Origin of the sequence: Pseudonocardia nigra (genome assembly GCF_019396355.1) — a bacterium.
GTDB lineage: Bacteria > Actinomycetota > Actinomycetes > Mycobacteriales > Pseudonocardiaceae > Pseudonocardia > Pseudonocardia nigra.
The window spans coordinates 1-20,650 of record NZ_JAHKRK010000138.1; the positions used below are offsets into that span (position 1 = coordinate 1).

The window sequence follows — 20,650 nt, forward strand, 5'->3', positions numbered from 1 at the left end:
GGGCCACCGCGCGGTCGCCACCCGCTACGACAAGCGCGACTACATGTTCCGCGGAACCATCGACGTCGCCTCGATCAGGATCTGGCTCCGCGACCCCGTCCCATGATCCAAGGGACACGCTCTAGGCGTCGGCAGCGGGACGGGGAGGCCGCCGCATCCGCCCGCCGAGGCCCCACCCACCCTGTCGGGGGCGGCGACCCGGGCGCCGATCCCGGGTCAGGTGCTGGAGACGGGCCGCGGGTGTCGATCTTGCACGGTGGTGCCGGTGTACTGACGCTGCACCCCGGCCGAACGGGTCCCCTTCTTGACGAACCCGGTCTCGTCGACGATGAACACCCCAGCCGGGTCACCCAGCTCATCGAGCACATAGCCACGCAGGTCATCGCGCACGCCATCGACATCCCAGCCCGCAGTGCGCAGCAGCCGCTGCATCCCGTCCGGCGACACCGCACCGGCGTGCTCGGCCAGCGTCCACCCGTTCTTGCGCTCCAACCCGGCCAGCAGACCCCGCAGGTACGCCCCAACACGCCGGCGCGGCTCGACCCGACCGAACCGGCCCGCGATCAGCTCCACCACCGCATCCAACGACGCGACCCACCCAGCAAGATCCACCACGCGGTGATCATCACCGCCGAACAGACCTCACCCTCTCACGACACGCCGAAGTGCCGTTGCAGTATTAGAGCCGGCACTTTTCCTGGCTGTACTACTCGCCGCGTTCACCCTCAACCGATTTGACGAAGTCGGCCACCGCCTGCTCCAACGTCGTAAGCCGCAGCCGCAGCTCCTGCAGCTCCACGAGCATGCGCCGACACTCCTCAAGAGGCATGCAAGCTTTCGAATCAGTCATAGTCTTCGGTCCTCGGCTCATCGATCGCGCCACCTCAGGGAGATATGAGCCACGCGATCTACAAAATCCGCAATCAGGAAACTAGCCGTTAGGCACAGCCGCACGAGCACCCGGCTTCGCTGCAGCCGGACTCGCTGCCGCATCCACAGCTACAGCGACACGCCGTCCGCGCGTTGCCCTTCGCACTTTCGGCCGCCCTCTTCTGTTCGTTGGCCGGACCGCAGCAGCCGCAGCTACACACTGCATGATCGGCCTGGGCGTCTGTCGAAACGCTCATGTTGATCCTCCTAGCAACCACCTGCTGGTGTGTGGTCAGCGGCGCCGCGAGCGCACGCCGCACCGTTCGCCGAGCCCCTCGCCCTGGACGCATCCGTCCGCCAGCTTCCTGCCGCCGCGCCTGTTACCACCGGGAATCGGCAGGGCCGGGCCGCGGACCCTGGTCCGGGGACGCGACGGCATCCCCGGACCGGGTTCGAACTCACGACCGCTGTAGCTCGACGAGCCGCTGGTCGATGTCGCGCTTGGCCTGCTCGAGTTCGGCGATCTGCTCCTCGGCACTGGTGGCCTGCGAGGTGTCACCGCAGCCGCAGCTCCCGTCGCAGCCGCAGCCGCAGCCGCCGGCGCTGCTGGCGCAGCCGCAGGTATTGACCATGTCCAGCTCCTTGCTCTGATGCATTTCTGTCGTCCTTCCTTTCATCACTGTCGGTTCCACTGGCGAAGACGCACCATCGAGGCAGCCGCAGAAGGCGCCGTGCCTGCGGCATCCACAGCCAGCACCTTCCCCGGTGCGAAATGTGACCAATCGCGCGCGGAATGCGGCCAGCTCGGCGAGCTGAGCGTCGATCTCGGCCAGCTTGTCGTTGAGCAGCCGATCCAGCTCCGGTATCACCTCACCGCAGCAGCCCCGCTCGGCCGCAGCGATCAGCCCCCGGATGTCGTCCAAGGACAACCCCAGGCTCTTGGCCTGCCGGACAAACCGCAGCTTGCCCTCCTCCTCCGGGCCGTACAGCCGGTAGCCGGCGCTGCTGCGGGCATCCGGGGTCACCAGGCCGATGCGGTCGTAGTAGCGGACCGTCCCCTCCGGCAACCCCACCCGGGACGCAACCTGCTTGACCGTGTGCTCCACACCCCAACGCTAAACCTGACACCCGACTCACAGGTCAAGTCCGAACCTGGGTGCCAGCGGGAACAACGAGCGAGCTGATGACGCTCTCTCCCCCAGAGCATGGAGGTGGCCCCGAGGTTGGCGGGAAGCCGGGCGTACTCGCCGCCGCGGCCGCTCACGGGATGAGAAGGATCGGGCGGTTGACGTCTAGACTAACTGGACGGCGCGCGGTCCCTCACCGAGGCTGGTAGCACAATGCCGCCTCCGCGAGACTGCGCGGGCATCCCGCGCGCAATTCGGCCTGAGTGGCTCCACCGTCGATCGGGCGTGCGTAGCAAGGCCGCGCCGTCGTCGGGGCTGCAAGGCGCGCTGGTGGCGGCGGGTGCGAGGCATGCTGTTCGCCTCGTACCCGTCGTCGCCGGCGTGCTCCTGCCTTGCGGCCCCGGCGACGGTGTGGCATCCCATCAGGGCGACCGGTCGGCGGTGGAGCCACGACCCACCCCCCTCCCCCAGCTCCTCCACGTGCTCGCCGCAGCCGTGCGGCTTGTCTGCTCCACCGGAGTGAGGGCCGGGGTGCGGGGGCGGAGCCCCCGTGGCTCTTTGCCCGTCACTGGTGCTCGACGTGCTGGAACTGTCGGTGTACGGGTTCACACTGCGCGTCATGGTGGTCACAGACGGGATGGACGAGATAGTCGCTGAGATGGAGCGATCAGCTCTGGCGGGTGCGGAGTCGATGCTGCGGACGCACGGTGTGTGCGCGCGGCCGTCGGTGTTCATGTTCGTGTCCTCGCCGACGCTGGGGGCGGTGTTCATGGGCAGCGTGACTGCTCGGCGCTACGCGCGTGGGCAGGATGCGGCGGACGCGGTGCGCGGCTTGGGGTTGCTGCCGTCGGTGTTGGCGGGTCCGCGGCTGCTGGTGGCGTGGGAGAACGCCGAGTTGTGCATGGCGTTCGGGGAGCCTGGCGAGGAGTTCCCGGCTGGCCTGGTGATGGTGGACGCGACGCTGGACGACCACATCGTGCGGTGGCATCCATTCACCCCGCGGTACGGGGCGAAGTCCGAGACGATGTACGCATCGGTGATCGTCGAGTGGCGGGCGCCGAGCGAGCAGCGCGGCGCGGCGCTGCCGGGTCCGGTTGCGGAGCTGCTCGGATTGTGGCGCGAGCAGCGCGGCGGAAATCTGGACGTGACTCGCGCGGCGCTGCAACGCTCCGGGTTCGGCGTGTCCTGGCTCGCGGACATGGCGACAGAGCCCGGCCCCTGAGCTGCTGCACGGTGCTGGCTGGCCGACGTTCGTCTCATCTATGGGCCTGGTCCAGCACGTCGGCGGTGGCGTCGCTGCTAGCCGCGCTCGCGTCGACGTCGGCGCGGTCCTGTTCGTCCCAGCGGTTCAGTTCGTCTCGCCGCTCTTCCTCGTCGGGCGGGCTTTCGGCCGCGTGGGCCTGTTCGGCGGCCTCCGCGTCGCGGCGGGCCTTGATCTCGTCGAGTGCGAGCTGGGCGCGGTCGACTGTGGCGGCTGCCTCGTCGGGCAGCGGGATGCGGCGGCGGTGCTGCGGGTCGACTCGTTCACCGGCGTCGGGAACCGAGGTCTCGCGAATGTCGGGCGGCGCGGGCTCGATTACCACCTCGTCGTGTCGGCCGCCGTCGCCTCGGCCGTGGTCATCGTGTGCATCGTCGTCGTTGCCGCGGTCGGTATAGCGACCGCTCTGGTCGCCCTCCTCATCCCTCCCGGCGTCCGGTAGCTGGTCGTGGTTCGGCTGGTCGATGTTGTCCCGCGCGTCGGTGTGCTCGGGTTGGTCGCTGTCGTGTCGCGGGTCGAGGTCGTGCTCGGTGATGGCGCGGTCGGCGTCGGCGGCGAGTTGTTCGGCGAGGTGGGCGTCGAGCCATTCCTCTGCCGTGACCCGCTCGCCGGGGTCGTCGAGGTTGATCCCGCGCAGCCCGGCGGCGTAGCGGGCGCGTTCGGCCTTGTCCCGGGTGACCTCGGTTTCGTAGCGCCACGCGGTGCGGGTGTCGTCGGCGAACTCCAGATCTGCGACGACCGGGGCCAGCTCCTCGGCCCGTTGGCGCGCTTCCTCGGCAGCGGCGCGGAGCTGGTCCGCTTCGAGCGGGTCGGTCTCGGCGTCCGCGCGAGCGGCCCACACCGTCGCGTCGGTGCGCGCCCCGCGCAGTGCCTCGTGCGCGGCTTCGAGCTGGTCGGCCACGAATCGGGGCGCGAACCGCTGCTCGCGTTCCCATGCGGCGACGCGGGCGCGGAGCCTGCCCTCGGACATGGCTTCTTCTTCGGCGCCAGCGGTGGACAGCTCCAACGCGGCATGTGCGGCGCGGAACACCGCGTGCTTCTCGGCGAGCCCGGCCGGGGGTGCGGCGCCGAGCGGGTCGGCGTCGTCGGTGTGGTCGGCCCATTCGCGGTAGGACGCGGCCCATCCGGCCTTGTGCTCCCATTCGGCGCGGCCGACGGGATCGTCGGCGGCGTCGGGCACGGGGCCGAGGGCTTCGCGGGCCCATGCCGGCGGCTTCTCGGCGAGCTGGGCGCCGAGTTCGTTCCGCCTCGAGTCCGCGGCGGCGGCCAGGGCCTCGAGCCCGGCCCGGTCGTGTTCGTCGAGGTCGCGTGGCAGCAGGTCGGCGAAGCTCGACACCTGTGGGTCGAGTTTCCCCTCCAGTGCCGTGCGGATGCGGAAGTGCAGCACCTGCGCCACCGATGTGGACCCGTCGAGCGAGGATGAGGTGACGGCGTCACGCAGCACCTGGGTGGGGTCGTGCCCGGCCAACTCGGCGGATCTCAGCAGCTGGTCCAGCGAGGTGCGGGCTTCGTCGGCGGCGAGCGCGACCCGGTGGTGTTCGGGCAGGGTGTCGGCGGCGGCGAGCTGGTCGAGCCACCGCCCGGTCCGCCCTACGGTCATGTCGCCGATGACGGCGATCAGCGGGTCGGCGTGGGTCGCGGTGGCCCGGGCCCGCTCGGCAGCGGTCTCGGCCTCGGTGAGTGCGGTGCGGTTGGGGTCGTGCTCGGGTGGGCGGATCACGTCGGCCAGCACCTCTGCCGGGCTGCGGCGGATGGCCTTCTGGGTTTCGCCGACCTCGGCGGTGTCGGCGACGTGGCGGGTGACGACGAACAGAGTGTTGCCGTCCCGGCCGCGAGTCGCCTGCACATACGCGGCGGCGGCATCGGTGCCGGGCGTGAGGACGCCGTAGCCGTGCCCGACGGTACGGCCGTGCGCGGCGTGCACCGTCGACGCGTAAGCCAGGGTGACGCGTTCACGGACGTAGGAAGTGGGCAGCTGCAACGGCTCCGCGAGCCGCTCGGCGCCGTCGTCGTTGCGGCCGGTGACCCGGGCGACGGTCAACCCGCCGCCGTCCGGGGCGACGGCGGTAACGCGGTAGGTCTGGCGGTTGATCGGCGCCTCGGTGTTGCCGCGCCAGCCTTCCAGGTGCCAGGCGTTGCGGCGGGCCTGGATGAGGTCCCCGACCCCGGCGACGCTGCCTTCCCATCCGGGCGCCTCCAGCGGTACGCCGGTCTCGGCGACCCGGCCGAGGCGGACGAGGTCGGCGCGCAGCTGATTCGATACCCGCGCCGCTGCGGCGTTCGAGCCGACGACGAGCAGGGCGTCGCGACCGTCGATGGTGTCGGCCAGCCACGCCCGCGCAGCGGCCTGTTCGGCCTGCTCGGCGGTGCCGGCGTCGACGAGCCGGCCGTGCTTGGCGTACTCGGCGGCCACCGCGGTGTCCCCGTCGCGCAGCCGCAGCGACGCCGACGCCTCCCACCCTTCCGTGAACCGGCGGACCTCCGCCAGCTCATAGGTGATTCCGCGTTCGGCGATGTCGGCCAACGCGCCACCGGCACCCACCGAGCCGAGCTGCTTGTGGTCCCCGACCAGCAGCAGCTTCGCCCCCGCCGTCTCGCAGCGGCGGTGGATCGCGACCAGGTCCGGGGTCGCGGCCGCGCCGGCCTCGTCGACCACGAGTAAATCCCCCGACCGCAGCCGGAATGCCTCGTCCTCGGCGGTGCCGTGCCCGTCGTCGAGGCGGGCCTGGCCGTCGAGCCAGCGCCGGATGTTCAGCGACTTCACGCCCTCCTCGGAGAGGACGTCGGCCTGGCGCTGGCCGTAGGCAACGCCGAACACCCGCGGCCCGTCGCCAGCACCTGAGCCGGGATCGGCGCCCGGGTCACCGCCCCCGACAGGGTGGGTGGGGACGGTGCCGGTGAGGGGCCAGGTGTCGGCCAGGGCGCCGACCAGGAACGACTTCCCGGTTCCGGCGGGAGCGTTGAGCACCTCCACCGCCGCCCCGGAGGTCAAGATCCCGCGCAGCGCGGCGGCCTGGTCGGCGCCCAGCTCGCGGCCGGCACGGGCGAACCGGGCGATCACTTCGTCGGCATCCTCCGTCGACCAGATCGGGGCGCCGCGGCGGACCGCGGCGGCCCGTAGCTCGTCCTCGCCGAGGATCTGGGTCTGGGTGGCGTACCGCTGCGAATGCGGTTTCACGAACACGCTCTCGCCGTCGGACCGGTAGTACTTGGCGTCCAGTCCTTCCGGTCCGGTGCGTGGGTTGATGTGCTGCGCGAGTGCCAGGGCCCTGTCGGTGAGCCCCTCCAGCAGCGGCTGGACGTGGTCCGGGCCGACGCCCAGGTGGCCGGGCAGCGCGTTGGACACCGCCAGCATCAGGTTTGACCGGGTCCAGGACTGGCGGGAGTCCTCCATCTCGGCCAGCGCGCGGGAGATCACGTCACGCTCGGACCACAGGTCGGGCTGTGCCGGTGCCCGACCCAACGCGGCGGTAGCCATCGCAGGGAACTCGCGGCCGAACGCCGCGTCGTACTCCGCGGCCCACCGGGCGAGCTGCCCGTCGCGAGTCTCGGCGCCGAACACCTTCGCCCGCCGCGTCGTCGAGGCGGCCTGCTCGACCAGCCCGGACCGCTCGGTCTTGGTGGGGGCGCGCCCGGTCTCGGCCCGGAACCGGGCGATCAGCTCCTCCACCGCCGGCGTGATCGCCGCGGTCCGCTTGGAGAACAACCCGGCGGCGTCCGGGTCGATGCCCGCGATCTCCCGGGCCTTCCCGTTCGGGCGGGTCTCCCACAGCACACCCAGCTGCTGGTACAGGTACGCCTCGCCGATCCGTTCGCCGTAGGCGGCGGCCGCGTCGTGGTGCTGGGTGAACAACGTGAAGTCCAGCGCCCGCACCTTCCCGTCGCCGCACTCGACCTTGTTCGCGGTCGGGCCGTGCACGTGCAGCTGCGGGTCCTTGTCCCGGGAGTCGTGCTGCAGGAACTGCGCGGAGATCAACCCGCCGGTGCCCTCCACCCACTGCCCACCGCCGCCGCCGTGATGCCCGGCCCGGGCGTACGTGGCGTGCTCGGCGAGGTAGTCGAGCACCCCGCGATGACCGACCATCAACGCTTCCTCCACGACGCCGGCGACCCGTCGCCACTCGGCCGCGGCCTGCTCGTCGCCGGCCGCGGCGGCCTCCCGCGCGCCGCGCTCGGCCGCCACCCACAACAGCGTCTGCGACTTCGACGCGGACAACACGATGTCGTAGAACGCCACCGACTGCCGCGCGCTGCGGGCCGCCTGGGCGCGCAGCTCGGCCCGCTCCTCCGGCCCCGCCTCCGGGTACGCCTCCAGCAACGCGGCGTAGATCTCGTCAGCGGGCTTGTAGTTCCGTGGCGGGTTCCCGAACCGCGCCGCCTTGCCCCACGTCTCCCGCGAGCCGACCGCCGGATCGCGGGGGTCCAGGCCATGCGTGTAGAGCGCCTTCATGATCTCCGCGTCCACTTCGCCGGTCAGCCCGAGCGCCTCGGCGCCCCGGCCGTACCAGAGACCGGGTGGCTCCCCCGCGGCCGACGCGTCCGTGTAGTAGCCGTCCCGGCCCTTCGCGACGGCGTCGTGAAAGTAGTCGGTGTCGTGCCCCGTCCGCATCCTCAACATGATCTTGGTCCTCCGGGGTCCGCGGGCCCGTCAGGGCTCGCGGACCCCACCGTCGGATCGTGATGCAATGGTCCGCTTTGCTCTTGTACTTGCGTGTGTTGTTGTCCTTCGTACGTGCGATTTGATCTTGTCTGCTGTCGTGTGGCTGGGTCGGTGATCTTCGGGTATTGATCGTTCGGCTCGATGTCGCTGGGTCTGGAATGCGGTGCTCGGCGTCGTGATCGATTGGGTGGTGCCGGTTCTCTGCGCTCCGTCCTGAGCTGACAGATGTTCGAGCCGCTGTCCTTGCTCGCGGATGTCATTTGCGTTGCCGCCTGTTGGGGCGGATGGGGACGCCGTGCGCGCGGAGCGCGCGGAGGACGGCCTTCGGGCTTGCGTCGAGCAGTGCGCCGATCCCGCGGGAGCTGGCGCCCGCCAGGTAGAGGCGAGCGGCACGCTGGACGTCCAGCACGCCACTGGCCCGGCCGCGCCGGTGTGTGCGGTGGTGACACGAGCGACACAGCGGCGCGTACCGCGCGGGGTCGACGCTGTAGCGGTAGCCCCGAGCCGGGTCGGTGCGTTCGTCGGGGTCGGTGCCGTCGTAGGACCAGAAGAGCGCCGACGCGCTGCACCCGGCGCAGCTGTGCCTACCGGCCGGTCCGCGCTCGACCCGGACCCGCCGGTGAACCGACCAGTAGCTGTCCCTACCCGGAGACGTCCGCGCAACGGGGACCGCGGCCTGTGGGTCGCCGCGGCGTCGCCAACGGGCATGGTGGGGGCGGCAGTAACCGCGGCCGTAGTGTGGCCGTCCGCAGCCCGCGACCGCGCAGTCGGGGCGGGTCATCGCAGGCTCCGGTGCAGCGCCTGGAGGTAGGCGGCGGCCTCGTCCATCTGCGCCGGGGTCGGTTCGGGGCGGGTGCTGCTGGTCGCCCACGCGGTGGCGATCTGGGCGGCGTGCGCGGCCAGTGGCGCCACCTGCGGCGGCCGTCCGTTGGGCTTGCCCGGGGCGTGCAGCGACAGGTCGCACTTGCCGATCGCGTCCCGGACCCGGCGGACCACGGCGGGCCGCTGGCGGTCGTGCCAGTCCCCCACTCGCAGCCACGACCCGGCCTGCGGGTGGTAGGCGTCGGCGTGCGCCCGGCGCAGCCACCACAGTTCCTCGATCACGTGCGGGTGCCACAGCCAGCACGCGGCCAGCTCTGTGCCCGGGTAGCGCAAGTAGACCCGGTCGAGCCACTCGATGAGATCGGCGAGATCGGTCACGGCCTGGTCGGGGTCGGCGGCGAGCAGCCACGACCGCACCGGCGGCGGCCCGCCCTCGCCGTCCTCCTCGCCCGCAGCGTCCCCGGCAGCTCCGCCGGCCGGCCCGGGGCGGCCGGCGGAGAGGACGCCAGCCAGGCGCGTGACGTCCTCGGCCAGCCGGTGCACCTGCTTCTCCAGCCCGTCAACCTTGCGCCGGGTCCGGTCGAACGCGCGGGCCATCGCGAGCACCCGCGGATCCGGCCCGGGCGCCGCGTTGCCAGGTGGGGCGGGCTCGGTGGTGTCGGTCATGGTCACCAGACCTCCTCATCGCGGGTGGCGTCGTCGGCGTGCGCGGCTGCGTGGTCGTTGATGTGGTCGTCGGTGTGCCAGGCGGTGAGCTGGTCGCGGCCCTCCTGCTCGTCGTCGACCTGCCGTGGCGCTGGCAGGCCCACCGGACCGGGGATCACCGACACGGCTGCGGCGTGGCCGTCCTGCTCGCCGTCCGTGTCGGGAACCACGTCGTCGGCCTGGTGGTCGGCTGGGTGGTCCTTGGCGTGGGATGCGCGGGTGAAGGGCTCGGGGGTGCGGCCGCGCTCGGCCCAGGTGCGCGCATCGTTGGTGAGGAACTCGGCATAGCCGGGATGGCGGTCCCGGTCGACCGCGGCGGCCTGGTCGGTGAACTCCTGCGCCAGGCGGGCGGCCCGCTCGCGGGCCTCGGTGAGAGTCTCGCCGCGGTCGGTGTGGACCCACCAGTGCGTGCGTGCAATGTCGTCGACGTCGTGCTGGTCCAGGCCCCACTGGTAGACCGGCACCCCGAACGCCCGGGAGGTGTCGTGGAGGTACTCGGTGACCATCGCCTCGGCGCTGGCCCAGTCGTGCCCGAGCTCAACCAGCCGCTCAGCCGCCTCAGCGCGCGACACGACCTCGTCGGCCTCGTGCACCTCCGGCACCGGCTCTGCGCGGGCCGACTGCTCGGCCGCCGCGGATCGGTCCGCCGCGGGGCCGTCGGTGCTCGCATCGCGGATGCGGTCGATCAGGGCGTCCTTGTCGGCGACAAACGCCGCCCGCTCCGCCGGGTCGACGTCCCACCCGCGGGCGGACAGCTCCCGCAGGCGGGCGGTCAGGGCGGTGATCTCCCGAGCGGTGGGCGGTGCCGCAGCGTCGTGGGTTGGGTCGGTGGACGGGCTCATTGGGCACCTTCGATCGGTGTGGCGGACGCGGCCGGGGTGCCGTCCTGGCTGGGGATGGGGGCGGGTGAGACCGGGGTGTGCTCACCTGGTCCCATCCGCGACCTGGGCGCCCCGACACCGGAGCGGGGCGCGCGATGGGTGCGGGGGTCGGCCAGGCGGGCTCGGATGCGCCGCTCCCGCCGGACGGTCGTGAGCACAAGCCACCCGAGTCCGGCGGCGAGCAGCGCCGCCCCGACGATGTGCTCGACGGCCGGCACCACGCTCGATACGGCCGCTGCCGCGCAGACAGCGACGATCGAGCTCATCAACACCCGGTACTCGCGGTGGCGCTTCACCACGCACCGCCGTCGTGCTCGTGCTGCCCGCCGTGCTGCTGCTCGCTGGCGTGCGGCCGGGTCTGCGGGGCCGGGAACGGAATCACTTCGGCGCCGTGGGCAGCTCCGGGGACATCCGCCCGCCGGCCGCCGTGGGCGGCGGCGGCCTGGTCGTGGTCGATGACCTCACCGGGCACGACCTGCGGGGCCAGGTAGCCGGTCGGGCCGCCGTGCCCGGTCACCCGCACCCTCAGCGCGGTCCACCGCGCGGCGCACCATCCGGCGCCGGCACGGACCCGGGCTGTCATCCACGCCCGGGCCGGGCGGGTGCGGGCGTTGATCCACCCGGTCACGGTGTTGTGCTGGCGGGTGCGCCAGGCGCGGGCGCGGACGATGAGCGCGTCGGGGTGGTGGAAGCCGTGCACGTCGTGGCGCTTCCATGCCTGCTCGGCACGGCCGACGACCGGCGGCATGTCGCGGCGGAATACCACCACCCGCCCGGCGGGCAGGTTCGCCAGCTGTGCGGGCGCGAGCACCGGCACCCGCCGCACCGAGCGGGAGGCAACCCGGCCGTGCAGATCGGTGGTGGTGATCGGCTCGTCCCGCTCCCCCGCCAGCGTGGACCAGTAGTTCAGGTCGTCGCGGTCAGCGGTACCGCCGAACAGCACCCGGGCGCCAGCGTTGTTGAGGATCACCGCGGCCTTGGCCTCGCCGTAGCGGTCCACCAGCTGTGCGCGGGACTGGAAGCAGGCCACGATGCTCACGCCGCGCCCGCCCATGTCGGCCGACCATTTGTCCAGCGGAACCGGGCAGATCAGCGCGGCCTCGTCCAGCCGCAGCGACAGCGGCGGGTCCAGACGGCCGCCCGGGCAATGCGCGGCCAGGCGGCGGGCCTCACGGGCGATGTAGCCGGTCAGCGCGCACACCAGCGGGGAGACCTGCGCCTCCTCCCCACCCAGCATGTAGACCGTCGCGCGGGAGGCCAGCAGGGCGGCGACGTCGAACGGCAGCCCGCCTTCCGCCACCGACAGCGCGGCGGCCCGAGCTGGGCCGTGGGTGAGCCAGCCGAGCGCGGGAGCGATGGTGGAGGTGATCGAGGTACGGGTGCGGTCGTTCGTCCCGATGAACTGGGTGATCGAGGCAACGAACGCCGGTTCGGTGCTCCGCGTGCGCAGCAGGCTGATGATCTCCGCCTCGGCTGCATCGAGGTCGGCCAACCACGTCTGAACGTCGCCCATCGTGAGGTTGCCCAGCGCGGCGGCGTGCATCAGCGCGGCGAGGTTGCGGCGGCCCTGCTCATCCCAGTACTCCCGGTCCCCACCCCCGGCCCGGTTCGCGGCGGCCAACATGTCCGCCGCGCGCTCATTGGCCGTGACCGGGTCGGTGCACCCAGTGAGTGGGTCGAACGTGATCGTCGACGCCCGCCCGCCGAGCCCGACCGGGTTGAACACGAACACCGGCCCGACCTGGGCCCGCAGCGGGCCGGTCTGGTCGAGCAGATCGGTCCGGGTAGAGGTCGTGAGGACGGCGCCGGGCGCGTCGATGATCCGCCCCGCAAGCCACTGGGTCTTCCCGACCCGAGGGCCGCCGAACACGACCACCACGTCCTCGATCGACGCCCACACCCGCAGCCTGCCGACCTTGCACAACTCGACCGCCACCGCGACGGCCGGCAGCCGCAACAGCTGCGACAGCCGCTGCCGCCGAGTCGCGGCGCGCAGAGCCGGGCGAACGTGCGGCGTCCGGCGGCGCATCGCGACCGCCGACCCCACCCGAACGATGTCGCCGGTGGAGGCGACGCCGGCCTTACGCCGCGCCGAGGTGCCCCAGCGGGTGACGGTGGCCATCGTCCGGCCATGCCGGTGCCACATCCACCCAGCCAGCACCGCGGCCAGCACGCCGAGCAGGAACGGATGTGACGTGCGGACCAGCGCCCACGCGGGCAACACCGCGGCGGCCACGGCACCGACCGCGACAGCCCTGGCGCCGCGGCGCCACGCGATCATCGCGACCGCGACCAGCACGACCAGCAACGCAAGGATCGAGGTGTTCACGACGTGCTCCTTCCTGCTCCGTTCACCGCATGCACCCGTTCCAGGGCCGCGTCCTGGCCCGTGCCCGTGCTGTCGGTGCTGCGGTCCGCCGTGACGTGGGCGGCGTTCGGATTGGCGGCGCTGGTGCCGTTGCTGGTACGGGTGCGACCGAGCAACTGGCGGGCCTCGTACTCGCTGATCCCCAGCTCCCGGGACAGCCGCCGGCGCCCGGCACCAGCGGCGATCAGCTCCGCGGCCCGATCCCGGCGGGACGGCGCGGCGGGTCGGGCGTGCTCCCAGAACCGGGACATGCCGTGCTCGTCGAGCTGGCCGGACTCGACCGCGGCCCCGATCGCGGTGTGCAGCTGCGCGACCTCGTCGACCACGACGAGCGGATCGGGCCCCGCCTGGTCCTCGCCCTCGCCGTCATGAGGGCGGCCAACCAGGACGGCCAGGTGCACCACCGCGCCGAGCACCGCGGGGGCGAACGCGGACACGGCCACGACCACCCACCAGGCCGGCGCGATGGAGAAGGCGGCCAGACCGTGACCGAGGGCATTGGCTGCGACCGACAGGCCCAGCAACGCGAGCGCGAGCGCGCGGGCGAACGTGCGGGCCGAATCGTTGACCCGCCCACCCAGCCAGACCAGTGACCCGGCGGCCGCCCCGGCGTCGACGACGACCGGGAGCAGCCACGCGAGCCGGCCGTCGAAACCACACACGAGCGCGAGATCGCGCAGCGCGGCGAACGACAACACCGCGGCCGCGGCCGCGACTACGAGCAGCAGCAGATACAGCACGGTGCGGGCGCTCATCGCTGCACCGCCCCGACACCCAACTCGGCACCGGGCTCGCCCAGGGCCTCGGTGACCAGCCGCCGGACGGCGGCCTTCCCTCGCCGCAGCGAGGACGCGGCCACGTGCCAGGGCTGGTCGGCCACGACCCGCAGCTCGACCGCTCGCCGGTGCTCGCCGGTGGCGGCCGACATTGACGCAGCGATGTCAACGAGCAGACAGACCCGGTCGACGTCATCACCGGTGGCAGTCCCCGGGGTGTTCCACACCGCCGTGGGCTCGGTGGGGTCCGTCGCGATCTCGCGAGACCGGACCTTGCCGGCGCGGGACCGGTAGTACGTCGACACCGTGTGCCGGGCGATCGTGCACAACCACGCCTGCACCGACCCTGGCGTGTGGAATCGGGCGCCCGGCAGGCCCCGCCAGGCACTGATGAACGTCTCCTGCACCAGGTCGTCGACCACGTGCCCGTCACCACGGCGGACCAGGGACGCGACGAACCGGGTCACGAAAGGCCCGTTCGCCCGGTACAGCTCCTCGAGCGTCACCCGCTCCGCCACGCTGGCCACAGCCCCGGCGGCGGTGTGTTCGGCAAGGGTGTGGGCGGCGGGCCTCATCGGGTCACGTCCTCGACCCCGATGTGCCCGCCCTCGGACCAGAACCGGTTCCCGGCCCGCTCCGCCTGGCCCAACAGGTGGCGCAGCTGCGCCGCCCACGAGGAGGCGATAGCGAGCCGCTCGGCCGGGTCGTGGCCGGGTTCGTCATCGCGCAAGACCCGGCCCCCGGCGGCGACGACACGGCCGTAGCCGGCCACCTGCACCGACAGCACCTCGGCCAGGGCATCCAGGTGGCGCAGCGTCGCCACCAGCTCGGCGGCCAGCGCGTAGAACTCGCCGTGCTCCGGCACTGCGGCCCGCTGGGCGCCCGCCGCCGCTTCCCAGGAGTCCGCACCCTGCTCCGCGTGCTGCACGGCCGCCGATCGGCTGTCGCCGTTGCTCGTGTTCGTGGTGGTGGGCATCTAGGATCGGTGTCCTTCCGCTGCTCGGGTCCCTGCCTGGGGGTTGCGCGTGTGGGAGGTCCCGAGGGGAGCCCGGTTGCCGCCGCGGCTCCCCTCGCTCGTGCTGCAGTCGGTGCTCGTCCCGGCGCGGGTCTGGGCGACCCACCGGGTGGCGGTGCGCTCGGTGACCCCGAACTCACGTGCCACCTCCCGCGGGTCGAGACCGGCTCGGATCGCCTCCCGGCCCGCGGCAGCCACCTCACCTGGGGTCCCGCTTGCTGGTCGCTGCCGCACCCGACAGGCCCGCCCACGTCCGCGGCGGGCTCGCTCCTCGCGGCGCTCGTACTCGGTCAGCCCGCCCGCGATCCCGTAGGGCTGTGCGTCAAGCGCCCACGTCAGGCACTCCGCCCGCACCGGGCAACGCGCGCACACCGCCTTCGCGGCGCGAACCTGCGCGTCGTGCTCCGGGCCCTGCTCGGCGGCCGGAAAGAACACCTCCGCATCGGCGTCCCGGCAGGCGGCGCGGTGCCGGAAGTCCTCCGGCCGCACATGCCCCGCAACGGACTCGCAATGAACGTTCGTGGTGCTCCTGCTCGGGGTGGTCATCCCACGGCCTCCGCCCCACCGGTGAGCGGCTCCGACGCCTCGACACCGACGACACGAAGTCCGACAGCATCCCGGGCAAACCCGACCCGGCCGGCGTGGCGATGAACAGCCCCAGCGCGATCAGCGAGAACATCACTGCCCCGCCCGCGCTGCGCGCCTTCGCGCAGATCACTGCACCGACGACGGCGAAGAAGATCAGAACCCCGATTGTTCCCATGTCAGGCCTCCTGCGATGCGCGCCGGACCGACAACCGCCACTGCTCGGCAACATCCGCCGATTCGACGCAAGCGCTCCCGGCGGTCGCGACGTCGAGCAGCTGCTCGACGGCCCTCGCCGGCACCACGTACCGGCCCTGACCGCGCCCGGCGCGCATCCGGACAGCTGGGAATCCGTCTGCCTGGATGAGGCGGTAGAGGTACTCCTGAGAGATGCTGAGCAAGGCCGCTGCCTCGGGCACCGAGTAGGTCGGGACCCCTGCCGCCCGCTTCCGCATCGCGCTTTCCAGCGCCTGCGTCTTGAGGAAGCCCCGCCACTCGCCAGGCCTCCTGCTCCGTTGAACCTCGGTCTGCCTGACGGCCCCCGAACTGTCCTGCTCCTGCATGCCGCGCTCCCATCTGCTCTGCTTGCGTAGCCAACATAGCTAGTAGAGATAGCAGAGTAGATCGGCCAGACGGGTAGTTCTAGCTCAGCTAGCAGACCTGTAGGGTCACGCTGCGTGGAACACCTTGACCCGGACGACCCGCGGCCGCCGTTTCAGCAAGTGGCGAACGCGTTGCGCGCCGCGATCCGAACGCGGCGGTTCGAGCCTGGCGAGCAGCTGCCGTCGCTCAACGAGCTGTCGAAGGCCTACGGCGTGTCCCTGATGACGGTGCAGAAGGCGCTTGGCCTCCTGCGGGACGAGGGGCTCGTCATCTCGCGCCAGGGCAAGGGTTCGTTCGTGCGGCAGCGCACCGAGCGAGCGGTAGGCCTTCGGCCACACATCGAGCAAGCCTTCGATCGCCCGCGGGTGACGATCGACTTCGCGGGCTTCTCGGGAGAGACGCTGGCGGGGACGCTCCAGGAACCGCTCGACAAGATCCGCATCGGCCGCCTGACTCCCGACGAGATCACCCTCCGCGTCCTCTTGCCAGACCTCACGGTTCCAGTAGGACTCCCCGCCTTGGCGAGCACCAAGCTGGACGACGAGCGCGTGCGGGATCGGGCTCAGCAGATCGCGAGACGCTTCAACCAGGTGATTACTGATTCGTTGCAAGAGCTTGCGGATCTCCAACTGGTTCGATCGGTGTCCGCAGAAATCCGCGTCTATCAAACGAGTCCACTATTCAAGCTCTACATCATCAACGGAGATGAAGTCTTCTTCGGGTTCTACCCGGTACTCGAACATAAGGTATCGATCGAGAACAAACCGACTACCATCCTCGACCCGATGGGGAAGGACGCAGTCCTGTTCCACTTTGCGTCGAGTGACGACGACACCGCGATCGGCGCCCAGTACGTCCGAGAGGCGCAGAAGTGGTTCGACTCAGTGTGGCAGTCGGTGGGGCGGCCAGTCACAACATGAGTAGCGGCGATCTGGCGACGACACTACGCGCGGCTCGCGCAGTGCTCTTTGACTTCGATGGGCCGATCTGTTCCGTGTTCGCAGGCTTCCCCGCCCCGACCGTCGCGTACAGCCTGCGAACAAGCCTGGAGGAAAGGACCGGAAAGCGCTTGGCCCTGGCCCCATCGCAGGCAGAAGACCCACTGGAGGTCTTGAGGCTCGCGCCTACCCTCCTGGGACCCGACGTGGCACAGGTGGCGGACGACCTACTCACGACGGCTGAAACGACGGCAGCCGGCTCGGCCTCACCCACTCCGGGTGGCGACAGCAGCCTCCGGGCGTGCGCGGCGACAGGACGCCGAGTGGCGATCGTGAGCAACAATTCGGGTGCAGCGGTCCGCGAGTATCTCGGGAAGCACGGCCTGACACACCTCGTCGGTGATGCGGTCGTCGGGCGCGCATACGGCAAGCCCCACCTGATGAAACCTGACCCGAGCCCAATCGAAGCAGCACTTCGGCTACTCGGCGTCGAACCTAACGCCGCCGTTCTCGTTGGCGATTCGGTGACCGACGTCGAAGCGTCGCGCGCGGCTGGTGTGGCTTGTATCGGCTATGCCAACAAGCCCGGGAAGCGAGACGTGCTCGCTGGCGCAGACGCCGTGATTGAGGACATGCGGCTCTTCGCTGAGTATCTCGCCCGCGTGCCGGTCGTGGCGCCGCGGTGATCCGGCGGGAACGGCCGCAGCACGGGGAACGAGCGGCGATGATCGACGCTGCCGAACGTCTCGGTCTGGACTGCAACGGCGCGCGAATGATCTCGTCCTCGTCTCGGATGATCTGGTACCTGCCAAGGTCAGGCAGCGCCCTCGTCCTGACACGTCCTGCGACGAAGACGAGTGAGGGAGTCGCGTCGGAGGCAGCAGCCATCCGCGCGGCAGTTGGCGCCGGCGTCCACACCCCCCGGCTCATCGCAGGGCCAATCGGCCTCCCCGAGCACCGGCACGCGATGGCCTGCGAATGGGTAGCCGGACGGCCGCCAGCCGCAGAGGACTGGCCCGGCATCGTCGCCGAGTCGGCGCGGTTGGCGACCGCATCCCCCGAGGGCCTCCCCGAGCTCCGCTGGCCTCCGGATGTGCCGGACGCCCGGTCGTTGCCCGTGCTCGGGCAGCGCCTGGCATCGGATTTCGTCAGTCGCTGTCGTGAAGCATCCGGCGCGCTCGGCTCATTGGTCCGATCTGGCGGCGTCGTGCTCAGCCACGGCGACCTCCAGCCCGGCAACGTACTCGTCGACGTCGACGACCACGCCTGGTTGATCGATCTCGAGTACGCCTGCCTCGCACCGCGCGAGTGGGACCCGGCGAAGCTCCTCATACTCTCCCGACGCTTCGCCGATCCTCCCGACGTAGACCAGCTGCTCCCAGCGTGGGGCGATCTCGACGCGGCGCGCCTTGAGCAGTGCGTGGCAGCTCAGGAGGTCCTTTTGGTGGGATGGCTGTGCCGGATGGCGGCCCAGGGCACGGTAGGGGCCGGCGAGGAAGCACGCCGTCGGGCGGCATCTCTTACTGATCCCCGGTCCCGGTGGCGGCACCTTCGTTGAGGTCGCCAGCTGCGCCGCGCCGCGGCCGCTTCATGCGGCCGCCGAGGATTTCGGATGCTCTGCGGTCCGAATCTCCGACCCACGCGGCGTAGACCCGCAGGGTAGTTGCGCCGCCACCACCGTGGCCGAGTCGGCCGGCTACCGTCCGGAGGTCCACTCCGGCGGTGAGCAGCTCCGTTGCTGAGTAGTGGCGCAGCGCGTGAAGGTGACTGTCGATTCCCAGTTCAGCGCACATTCTGGCGTACCTGTGCGTGACTCCGCTCGGATCGCACGGGCGATCGTGCGCCGGCCGGTAGGAGAACAGGAACGCGGCCTCCTGGGGCTCGCTGTCCACTTGCCGGCACAGCATGTCGTAGCGCTCGCGGTGCTCGGTCAGTACTTCGACGGTTGCCGGGTCGAGCGCAAGCCGGCGCATCTGGTGGGTCTTGGTGTCCTTCTCGATCGACGTCCGCTTGACGCGCACGTAGTTCCGACGGACGGTCAGAACACCGGCGGCGAGGTCGACGTCCGACCAACGCAGCGCGAGCAACTCGGCACGGCGGAGCCCGGTCACTATGACCAGCCAGACCAACGTGCCCCAACTGTCGTCCTGCTTCCACGCAGCGTCGATGATCCGGGCAGCCTGAGCGACGGTCGGCGGGTCCGGTTGTGGAGTCGGCTGCCGGGGCTTCCGCGCCAGTACGGCCGGGTTGCTGGTGATCCACTCCCAACGCTCGGCCGCGGAGAGAACGCCGCGGACGGCGAAGTGGATACGCCGAATCGTGGCGGCCGACAGCGGGCGCCACTGGTGCGGGCGGCACTCGACCACGGTGCAGCCGGTCTCGTCGCAGTCGTGCGCTGGGTAGCCGGCGGCCGGAGGCCGGCCCGGGGGCCGGCGATGTTTGACCAGGCGGCACTCGTGCGGCTCGGTGGTGCGGTGCTCGATCGCAGGACGGCCGTCGCAACGGGCGCTGCACCGACGGAGCTCGGCGTAGAACTCCTCCAGCAAGCGCGCCGTCACCTTGCCGATCGGCTCGTCGCCGAAGGCCGGATAGAGGTGCACGCGCGCGTACTGCTCATAGCTCGCGCGTGTGGTCTCCTCGACGTCGTGAGTGCGCAGCCACGCGTCCATCGCCACCCTGAACGTGGCGTTGGTCTTGGCCTGCCGCTGCTCGTCGACCTGCGCCCGGAAGCGCTTCAGGATCGCTTTCGCCTCGGCCTCAGTCTTCGCCGAGGCGGTGAGGCGTATCTCCTTGCCCGTGAGGGGGTCATTCCCGGCGTAGACCAGCACTTGGAACGAGTTGCCGCGCTGTCGGATGTGCCCACGCGAACGACCAGTGCTGATCTTCTTGGCCACGCTCTGAGACTACTCGGTGACAGATCCGGTGACACCGAATGCGGAAGACGATCTACCGACGTCCGTTTCCGCTGGTCACACTGGTGGAGACGAGGGGAATCGAACCCCTAACCCCCGCCTTGCAAAGGCGGTGCTCTGCCAATTGAGCTACGTCCCCGTGCTGGGCGGGACGTTACCCGCTCAGCGAGAGCGGCGGTGCCGGCTCAGCTGTTGGTGGCCTCGTGCCACAGGTCGTTCTCCGCGCGCGAGGAGCGGACCTTGGAGAAGACCAGTGCACCTGCGGCCAGGGCTGCGACGACGGCGAGAAACTTCTTCACGAGGATCACGTCCTGCCAGTCGGGAGGATGGGGAGTGGGCCCAGCTGGATTTGAACCAGCGACCTCGTCGTTATCAGCGACGCGCTCTAACCAACTGAGCTATGGGCCCCTGCGATGGAGACGAGGTTACCCCAGCGCCTTCCACCGCCTGCAACCGGCTCCCCTGTCGGGCTCCGACTCAGGTCAGTCGCGCTCCGAGAGCGTGACCTCGATGCCGCCGACGAGGTCGGCGGACACGTTGTAGACGAACGCCCCCACCGTGACGGCCACGGCGAACAGGAGGCTGTTGACGGCCCCGATCACCGCGGCCAGCGTGAGCACCCGGCCCGCGCTGATCAGCGGGCTGCCGGTCGGCGTCTCACCCGACACCAGGTCGGCGTACGTGCCGTTGAGCCGGTCCCACACGCCCATCCCGTCCAGCACGCCGTAGAGCACACCGACGGCCACGAGCCAGATGAAGAACAGCACCACCGCCAGCACGAGGCCGAGCTTGAGCACCGACCACGGATCCAGCCGCTTGAGCTGCAACGCCGCCTGCCGCGGAGGGCGGTTGCGCACGGCCCGCATGGTGGACCACGAACCGGCCTGCGTGGCGGGCTGGTCGGCTTCGGGGGCCGGACGGGACCGGTCCGGGGCCTCGAGGAACGTGGTGGGGCCCTCGTCGAGGAGACCCCCCGCCGGCCGTTCGGACCGGGCGGGCTGCGGCGGCTCGCGGTGCTCCGGCGCCTCCTCCCCCGGCATCCGGTTCCACGGCGGCGGTGCCGCCGCGGACGGGCCGGGCCCCGGGACCGGCCCGGGGGCCGGCGTGGGCGGCCGGGGTGCCGGCGACGG

At 71.3% G+C, this 20,650-nt stretch carries 18 protein-coding genes, 2 tRNA genes and 1 pseudogene; 4 read left to right on the plus strand and 17 right to left on the minus strand.

Annotation, left to right across the window (positions count from 1 at the left end):
• Window positions 1-258: 258 nt before the first annotated feature.
• Together KME75_RS27020 and KME75_RS27025 are read right to left on the minus strand one after the other, a co-directional pair.
• A pseudogene (locus KME75_RS27020) lies at window positions 259-615 on the minus strand (transposase); the annotation flags it as partial.
• 713 nt (window positions 616-1,328) lie between these two features.
• Complete coding sequence (locus KME75_RS27025; protein ID WP_219417703.1) at window positions 1,329-1,976, minus strand: MerR family transcriptional regulator; 648 nt, start codon at window positions 1,974-1,976, stop codon at window positions 1,329-1,331.
• Window positions 1,977-2,547: 571 nt separating this feature from the next.
• On the opposite strand from KME75_RS27025, the gene KME75_RS27030 reads away from it, so the two are divergent.
• Complete coding sequence (locus tag KME75_RS27030) at window positions 2,548-3,219, plus strand: hypothetical protein (RefSeq protein WP_219417704.1); 672 nt, start codon at window positions 2,548-2,550, stop codon at window positions 3,217-3,219.
• Between the two features lie 34 nt (window positions 3,220-3,253).
• Here the strand turns inward: KME75_RS27030 and mobF are convergent, their stop codons facing one another.
• From mobF to KME75_RS27080, 10 genes are all read right to left on the minus strand, one after another.
• A complete protein-coding gene (gene mobF, locus KME75_RS27035; protein WP_219417705.1) occupies window positions 3,254-7,873 on the minus strand; it encodes a MobF family relaxase in 4,620 nt (1,539 codons plus the stop codon).
• A gap of 819 nt (window positions 7,874-8,692) precedes the next feature.
• Window positions 8,693-9,409 (minus strand): hypothetical protein, encoded by a 717-nt coding sequence (locus KME75_RS27040; RefSeq protein WP_219417706.1) that lies wholly within the window; start codon window positions 9,407-9,409, stop codon window positions 8,693-8,695.
• Window positions 9,406-10,284: a hypothetical protein gene (locus tag KME75_RS27045; RefSeq protein ID WP_219417707.1), complete on the minus strand. Its 879-nt coding sequence runs from the start codon at window positions 10,282-10,284 to the stop codon at window positions 9,406-9,408. The genes KME75_RS27040 and KME75_RS27045 overlap by 4 nt, the downstream gene beginning before the upstream one ends.
• The gene (locus KME75_RS27050) at window positions 10,281-10,589 is read right to left on the minus strand and encodes a hypothetical protein (RefSeq protein WP_219417708.1); all 309 of its coding nucleotides are present in this window, start codon (window positions 10,587-10,589) and stop codon (window positions 10,281-10,283) included. The genes KME75_RS27045 and KME75_RS27050 overlap by 4 nt, the downstream gene beginning before the upstream one ends.
• 26 nt (window positions 10,590-10,615) lie before the next feature.
• Window positions 10,616-12,652: a type IV secretory system conjugative DNA transfer family protein gene (locus tag KME75_RS27055; protein WP_308283119.1), complete on the minus strand. Its 2,037-nt coding sequence runs from the start codon at window positions 12,650-12,652 to the stop codon at window positions 10,616-10,618.
• Window positions 12,649-13,446 carry a DUF2637 domain-containing protein gene (locus KME75_RS27060; protein WP_219417709.1) on the minus strand — a complete coding sequence of 266 codons (798 nt, stop codon included), beginning with the start codon at window positions 13,444-13,446 and terminating at the stop codon, window positions 12,649-12,651. The genes KME75_RS27055 and KME75_RS27060 overlap by 4 nt, the downstream gene beginning before the upstream one ends.
• Entirely contained in the window at window positions 13,443-14,042 is a 600-nt protein-coding gene (locus tag KME75_RS27065) for an RNA polymerase sigma factor (protein WP_219417710.1), read from the minus strand. The genes KME75_RS27060 and KME75_RS27065 overlap by 4 nt, the downstream gene beginning before the upstream one ends.
• Complete coding sequence (locus KME75_RS27070; protein WP_219417711.1) at window positions 14,039-14,443, minus strand: hypothetical protein; 405 nt, start codon at window positions 14,441-14,443, stop codon at window positions 14,039-14,041. The genes KME75_RS27065 and KME75_RS27070 overlap by 4 nt, the downstream gene beginning before the upstream one ends.
• Entirely contained in the window at window positions 14,444-15,028 is a 585-nt protein-coding gene (locus KME75_RS46950; RefSeq protein ID WP_372452676.1) for a WhiB family transcriptional regulator, read from the minus strand.
• Window positions 15,029-15,246: 218 nt separating this feature from the next.
• Window positions 15,247-15,630, minus strand: coding sequence for a helix-turn-helix domain-containing protein (locus KME75_RS27080; RefSeq protein ID WP_246632925.1), 384 nt, complete (start codon window positions 15,628-15,630; stop codon window positions 15,247-15,249).
• Between the two features lie 114 nt (window positions 15,631-15,744).
• Here KME75_RS27080 and KME75_RS27085 point away from each other — a divergent pair, with 114 nt between their 5' ends.
• The 3 genes from KME75_RS27085 to KME75_RS27095 are packed head-to-tail and all read left to right on the plus strand — an operon-like array spanning window position 15,745 to window position 18,166.
• Window positions 15,745-16,590, plus strand: coding sequence for a GntR family transcriptional regulator (locus tag KME75_RS27085; protein ID WP_219417712.1), 846 nt, complete (start codon window positions 15,745-15,747; stop codon window positions 16,588-16,590).
• The gene (locus KME75_RS27090) at window positions 16,587-17,294 is read left to right on the plus strand and encodes an HAD family hydrolase (RefSeq protein WP_219417713.1); all 708 of its coding nucleotides are present in this window, start codon (window positions 16,587-16,589) and stop codon (window positions 17,292-17,294) included. Before KME75_RS27085 ends, KME75_RS27090 begins: the two co-directional genes overlap by 4 nt.
• Window positions 17,295-17,332: 38 nt before the next feature.
• On the plus strand, window positions 17,333-18,166 hold the full coding sequence (locus KME75_RS27095) for an aminoglycoside phosphotransferase family protein (RefSeq protein ID WP_219417714.1): 834 nt from the start codon (window positions 17,333-17,335) through the stop codon (window positions 18,164-18,166).
• Here the strand turns inward: KME75_RS27095 and KME75_RS27100 are convergent.
• The 5 genes from KME75_RS27100 to KME75_RS27120 form a co-directional block, all read right to left on the minus strand.
• Window positions 18,129-19,502, minus strand: coding sequence for a tyrosine-type recombinase/integrase (locus KME75_RS27100; RefSeq protein ID WP_308283120.1), 1,374 nt, complete (start codon window positions 19,500-19,502; stop codon window positions 18,129-18,131). The genes KME75_RS27095 and KME75_RS27100 overlap by 38 nt on opposite strands.
• Window positions 19,503-19,583: 81 nt before the next feature.
• Window positions 19,584-19,659: transfer RNA gene (locus KME75_RS27105), tRNA-Ala, on the minus strand.
• 46 nt (window positions 19,660-19,705) lie between these two features.
• Window positions 19,706-19,819, minus strand: coding sequence for a DLW-39 family protein (locus tag KME75_RS27110; RefSeq protein WP_219417715.1), 114 nt, complete (start codon window positions 19,817-19,819; stop codon window positions 19,706-19,708).
• Window positions 19,820-19,854: 35 nt separating this feature from the next.
• Window positions 19,855-19,928 (minus strand) — tRNA-Ile (locus KME75_RS27115).
• Between the two features lie 74 nt (window positions 19,929-20,002).
• The coding region (locus KME75_RS27120) for a DUF3566 domain-containing protein (RefSeq protein ID WP_246632926.1) at window positions 20,003-20,650 on the minus strand (648 nt) is incomplete at its 5' end.

What these genes read in the sequence shown, in the direction of transcription:
- KME75_RS27070 (WP_219417711.1), bottom strand. Translation starts at nt 14,443, where the DNA reads ATGCCCACCACCACGAACACGAGCAACGGCGACAGCCGATCGGCGGCC.
- KME75_RS27065 (WP_219417710.1), bottom strand. Translation starts at nt 14,042, where the DNA reads ATGAGGCCCGCCGCCCACACCCTTGCCGAACACACCGCCGCCGGGGCT.
- KME75_RS27080 (WP_246632925.1), bottom strand. Translation starts at nt 15,630, where the DNA reads ATGCAGGAGCAGGACAGTTCGGGGGCCGTCAGGCAGACCGAGGTTCAA.
- KME75_RS46950 (WP_372452676.1), bottom strand. Translation starts at nt 15,028, where the DNA reads ATGACCACCCCGAGCAGGAGCACCACGAACGTTCATTGCGAGTCCGTT.
- KME75_RS27045 (WP_219417707.1), bottom strand. Translation starts at nt 10,284, where the DNA reads ATGAGCCCGTCCACCGACCCAACCCACGACGCTGCGGCACCGCCCACC.
- KME75_RS27060 (WP_219417709.1), bottom strand. Translation starts at nt 13,446, where the DNA reads ATGAGCGCCCGCACCGTGCTGTATCTGCTGCTGCTCGTAGTCGCGGCC.
- KME75_RS27050 (WP_219417708.1), bottom strand. Translation starts at nt 10,589, where the DNA reads ATGAGCTCGATCGTCGCTGTCTGCGCGGCAGCGGCCGTATCGAGCGTG.
- KME75_RS27095 (WP_219417714.1), top strand. Translation starts at nt 17,333, where the DNA reads ATGATCGACGCTGCCGAACGTCTCGGTCTGGACTGCAACGGCGCGCGA.
- KME75_RS27090 (WP_219417713.1), top strand. Translation starts at nt 16,587, where the DNA reads ATGAGTAGCGGCGATCTGGCGACGACACTACGCGCGGCTCGCGCAGTG.
- mobF (WP_219417705.1), bottom strand. Translation starts at nt 7,873, where the DNA reads ATGTTGAGGATGCGGACGGGGCACGACACCGACTACTTTCACGACGCC.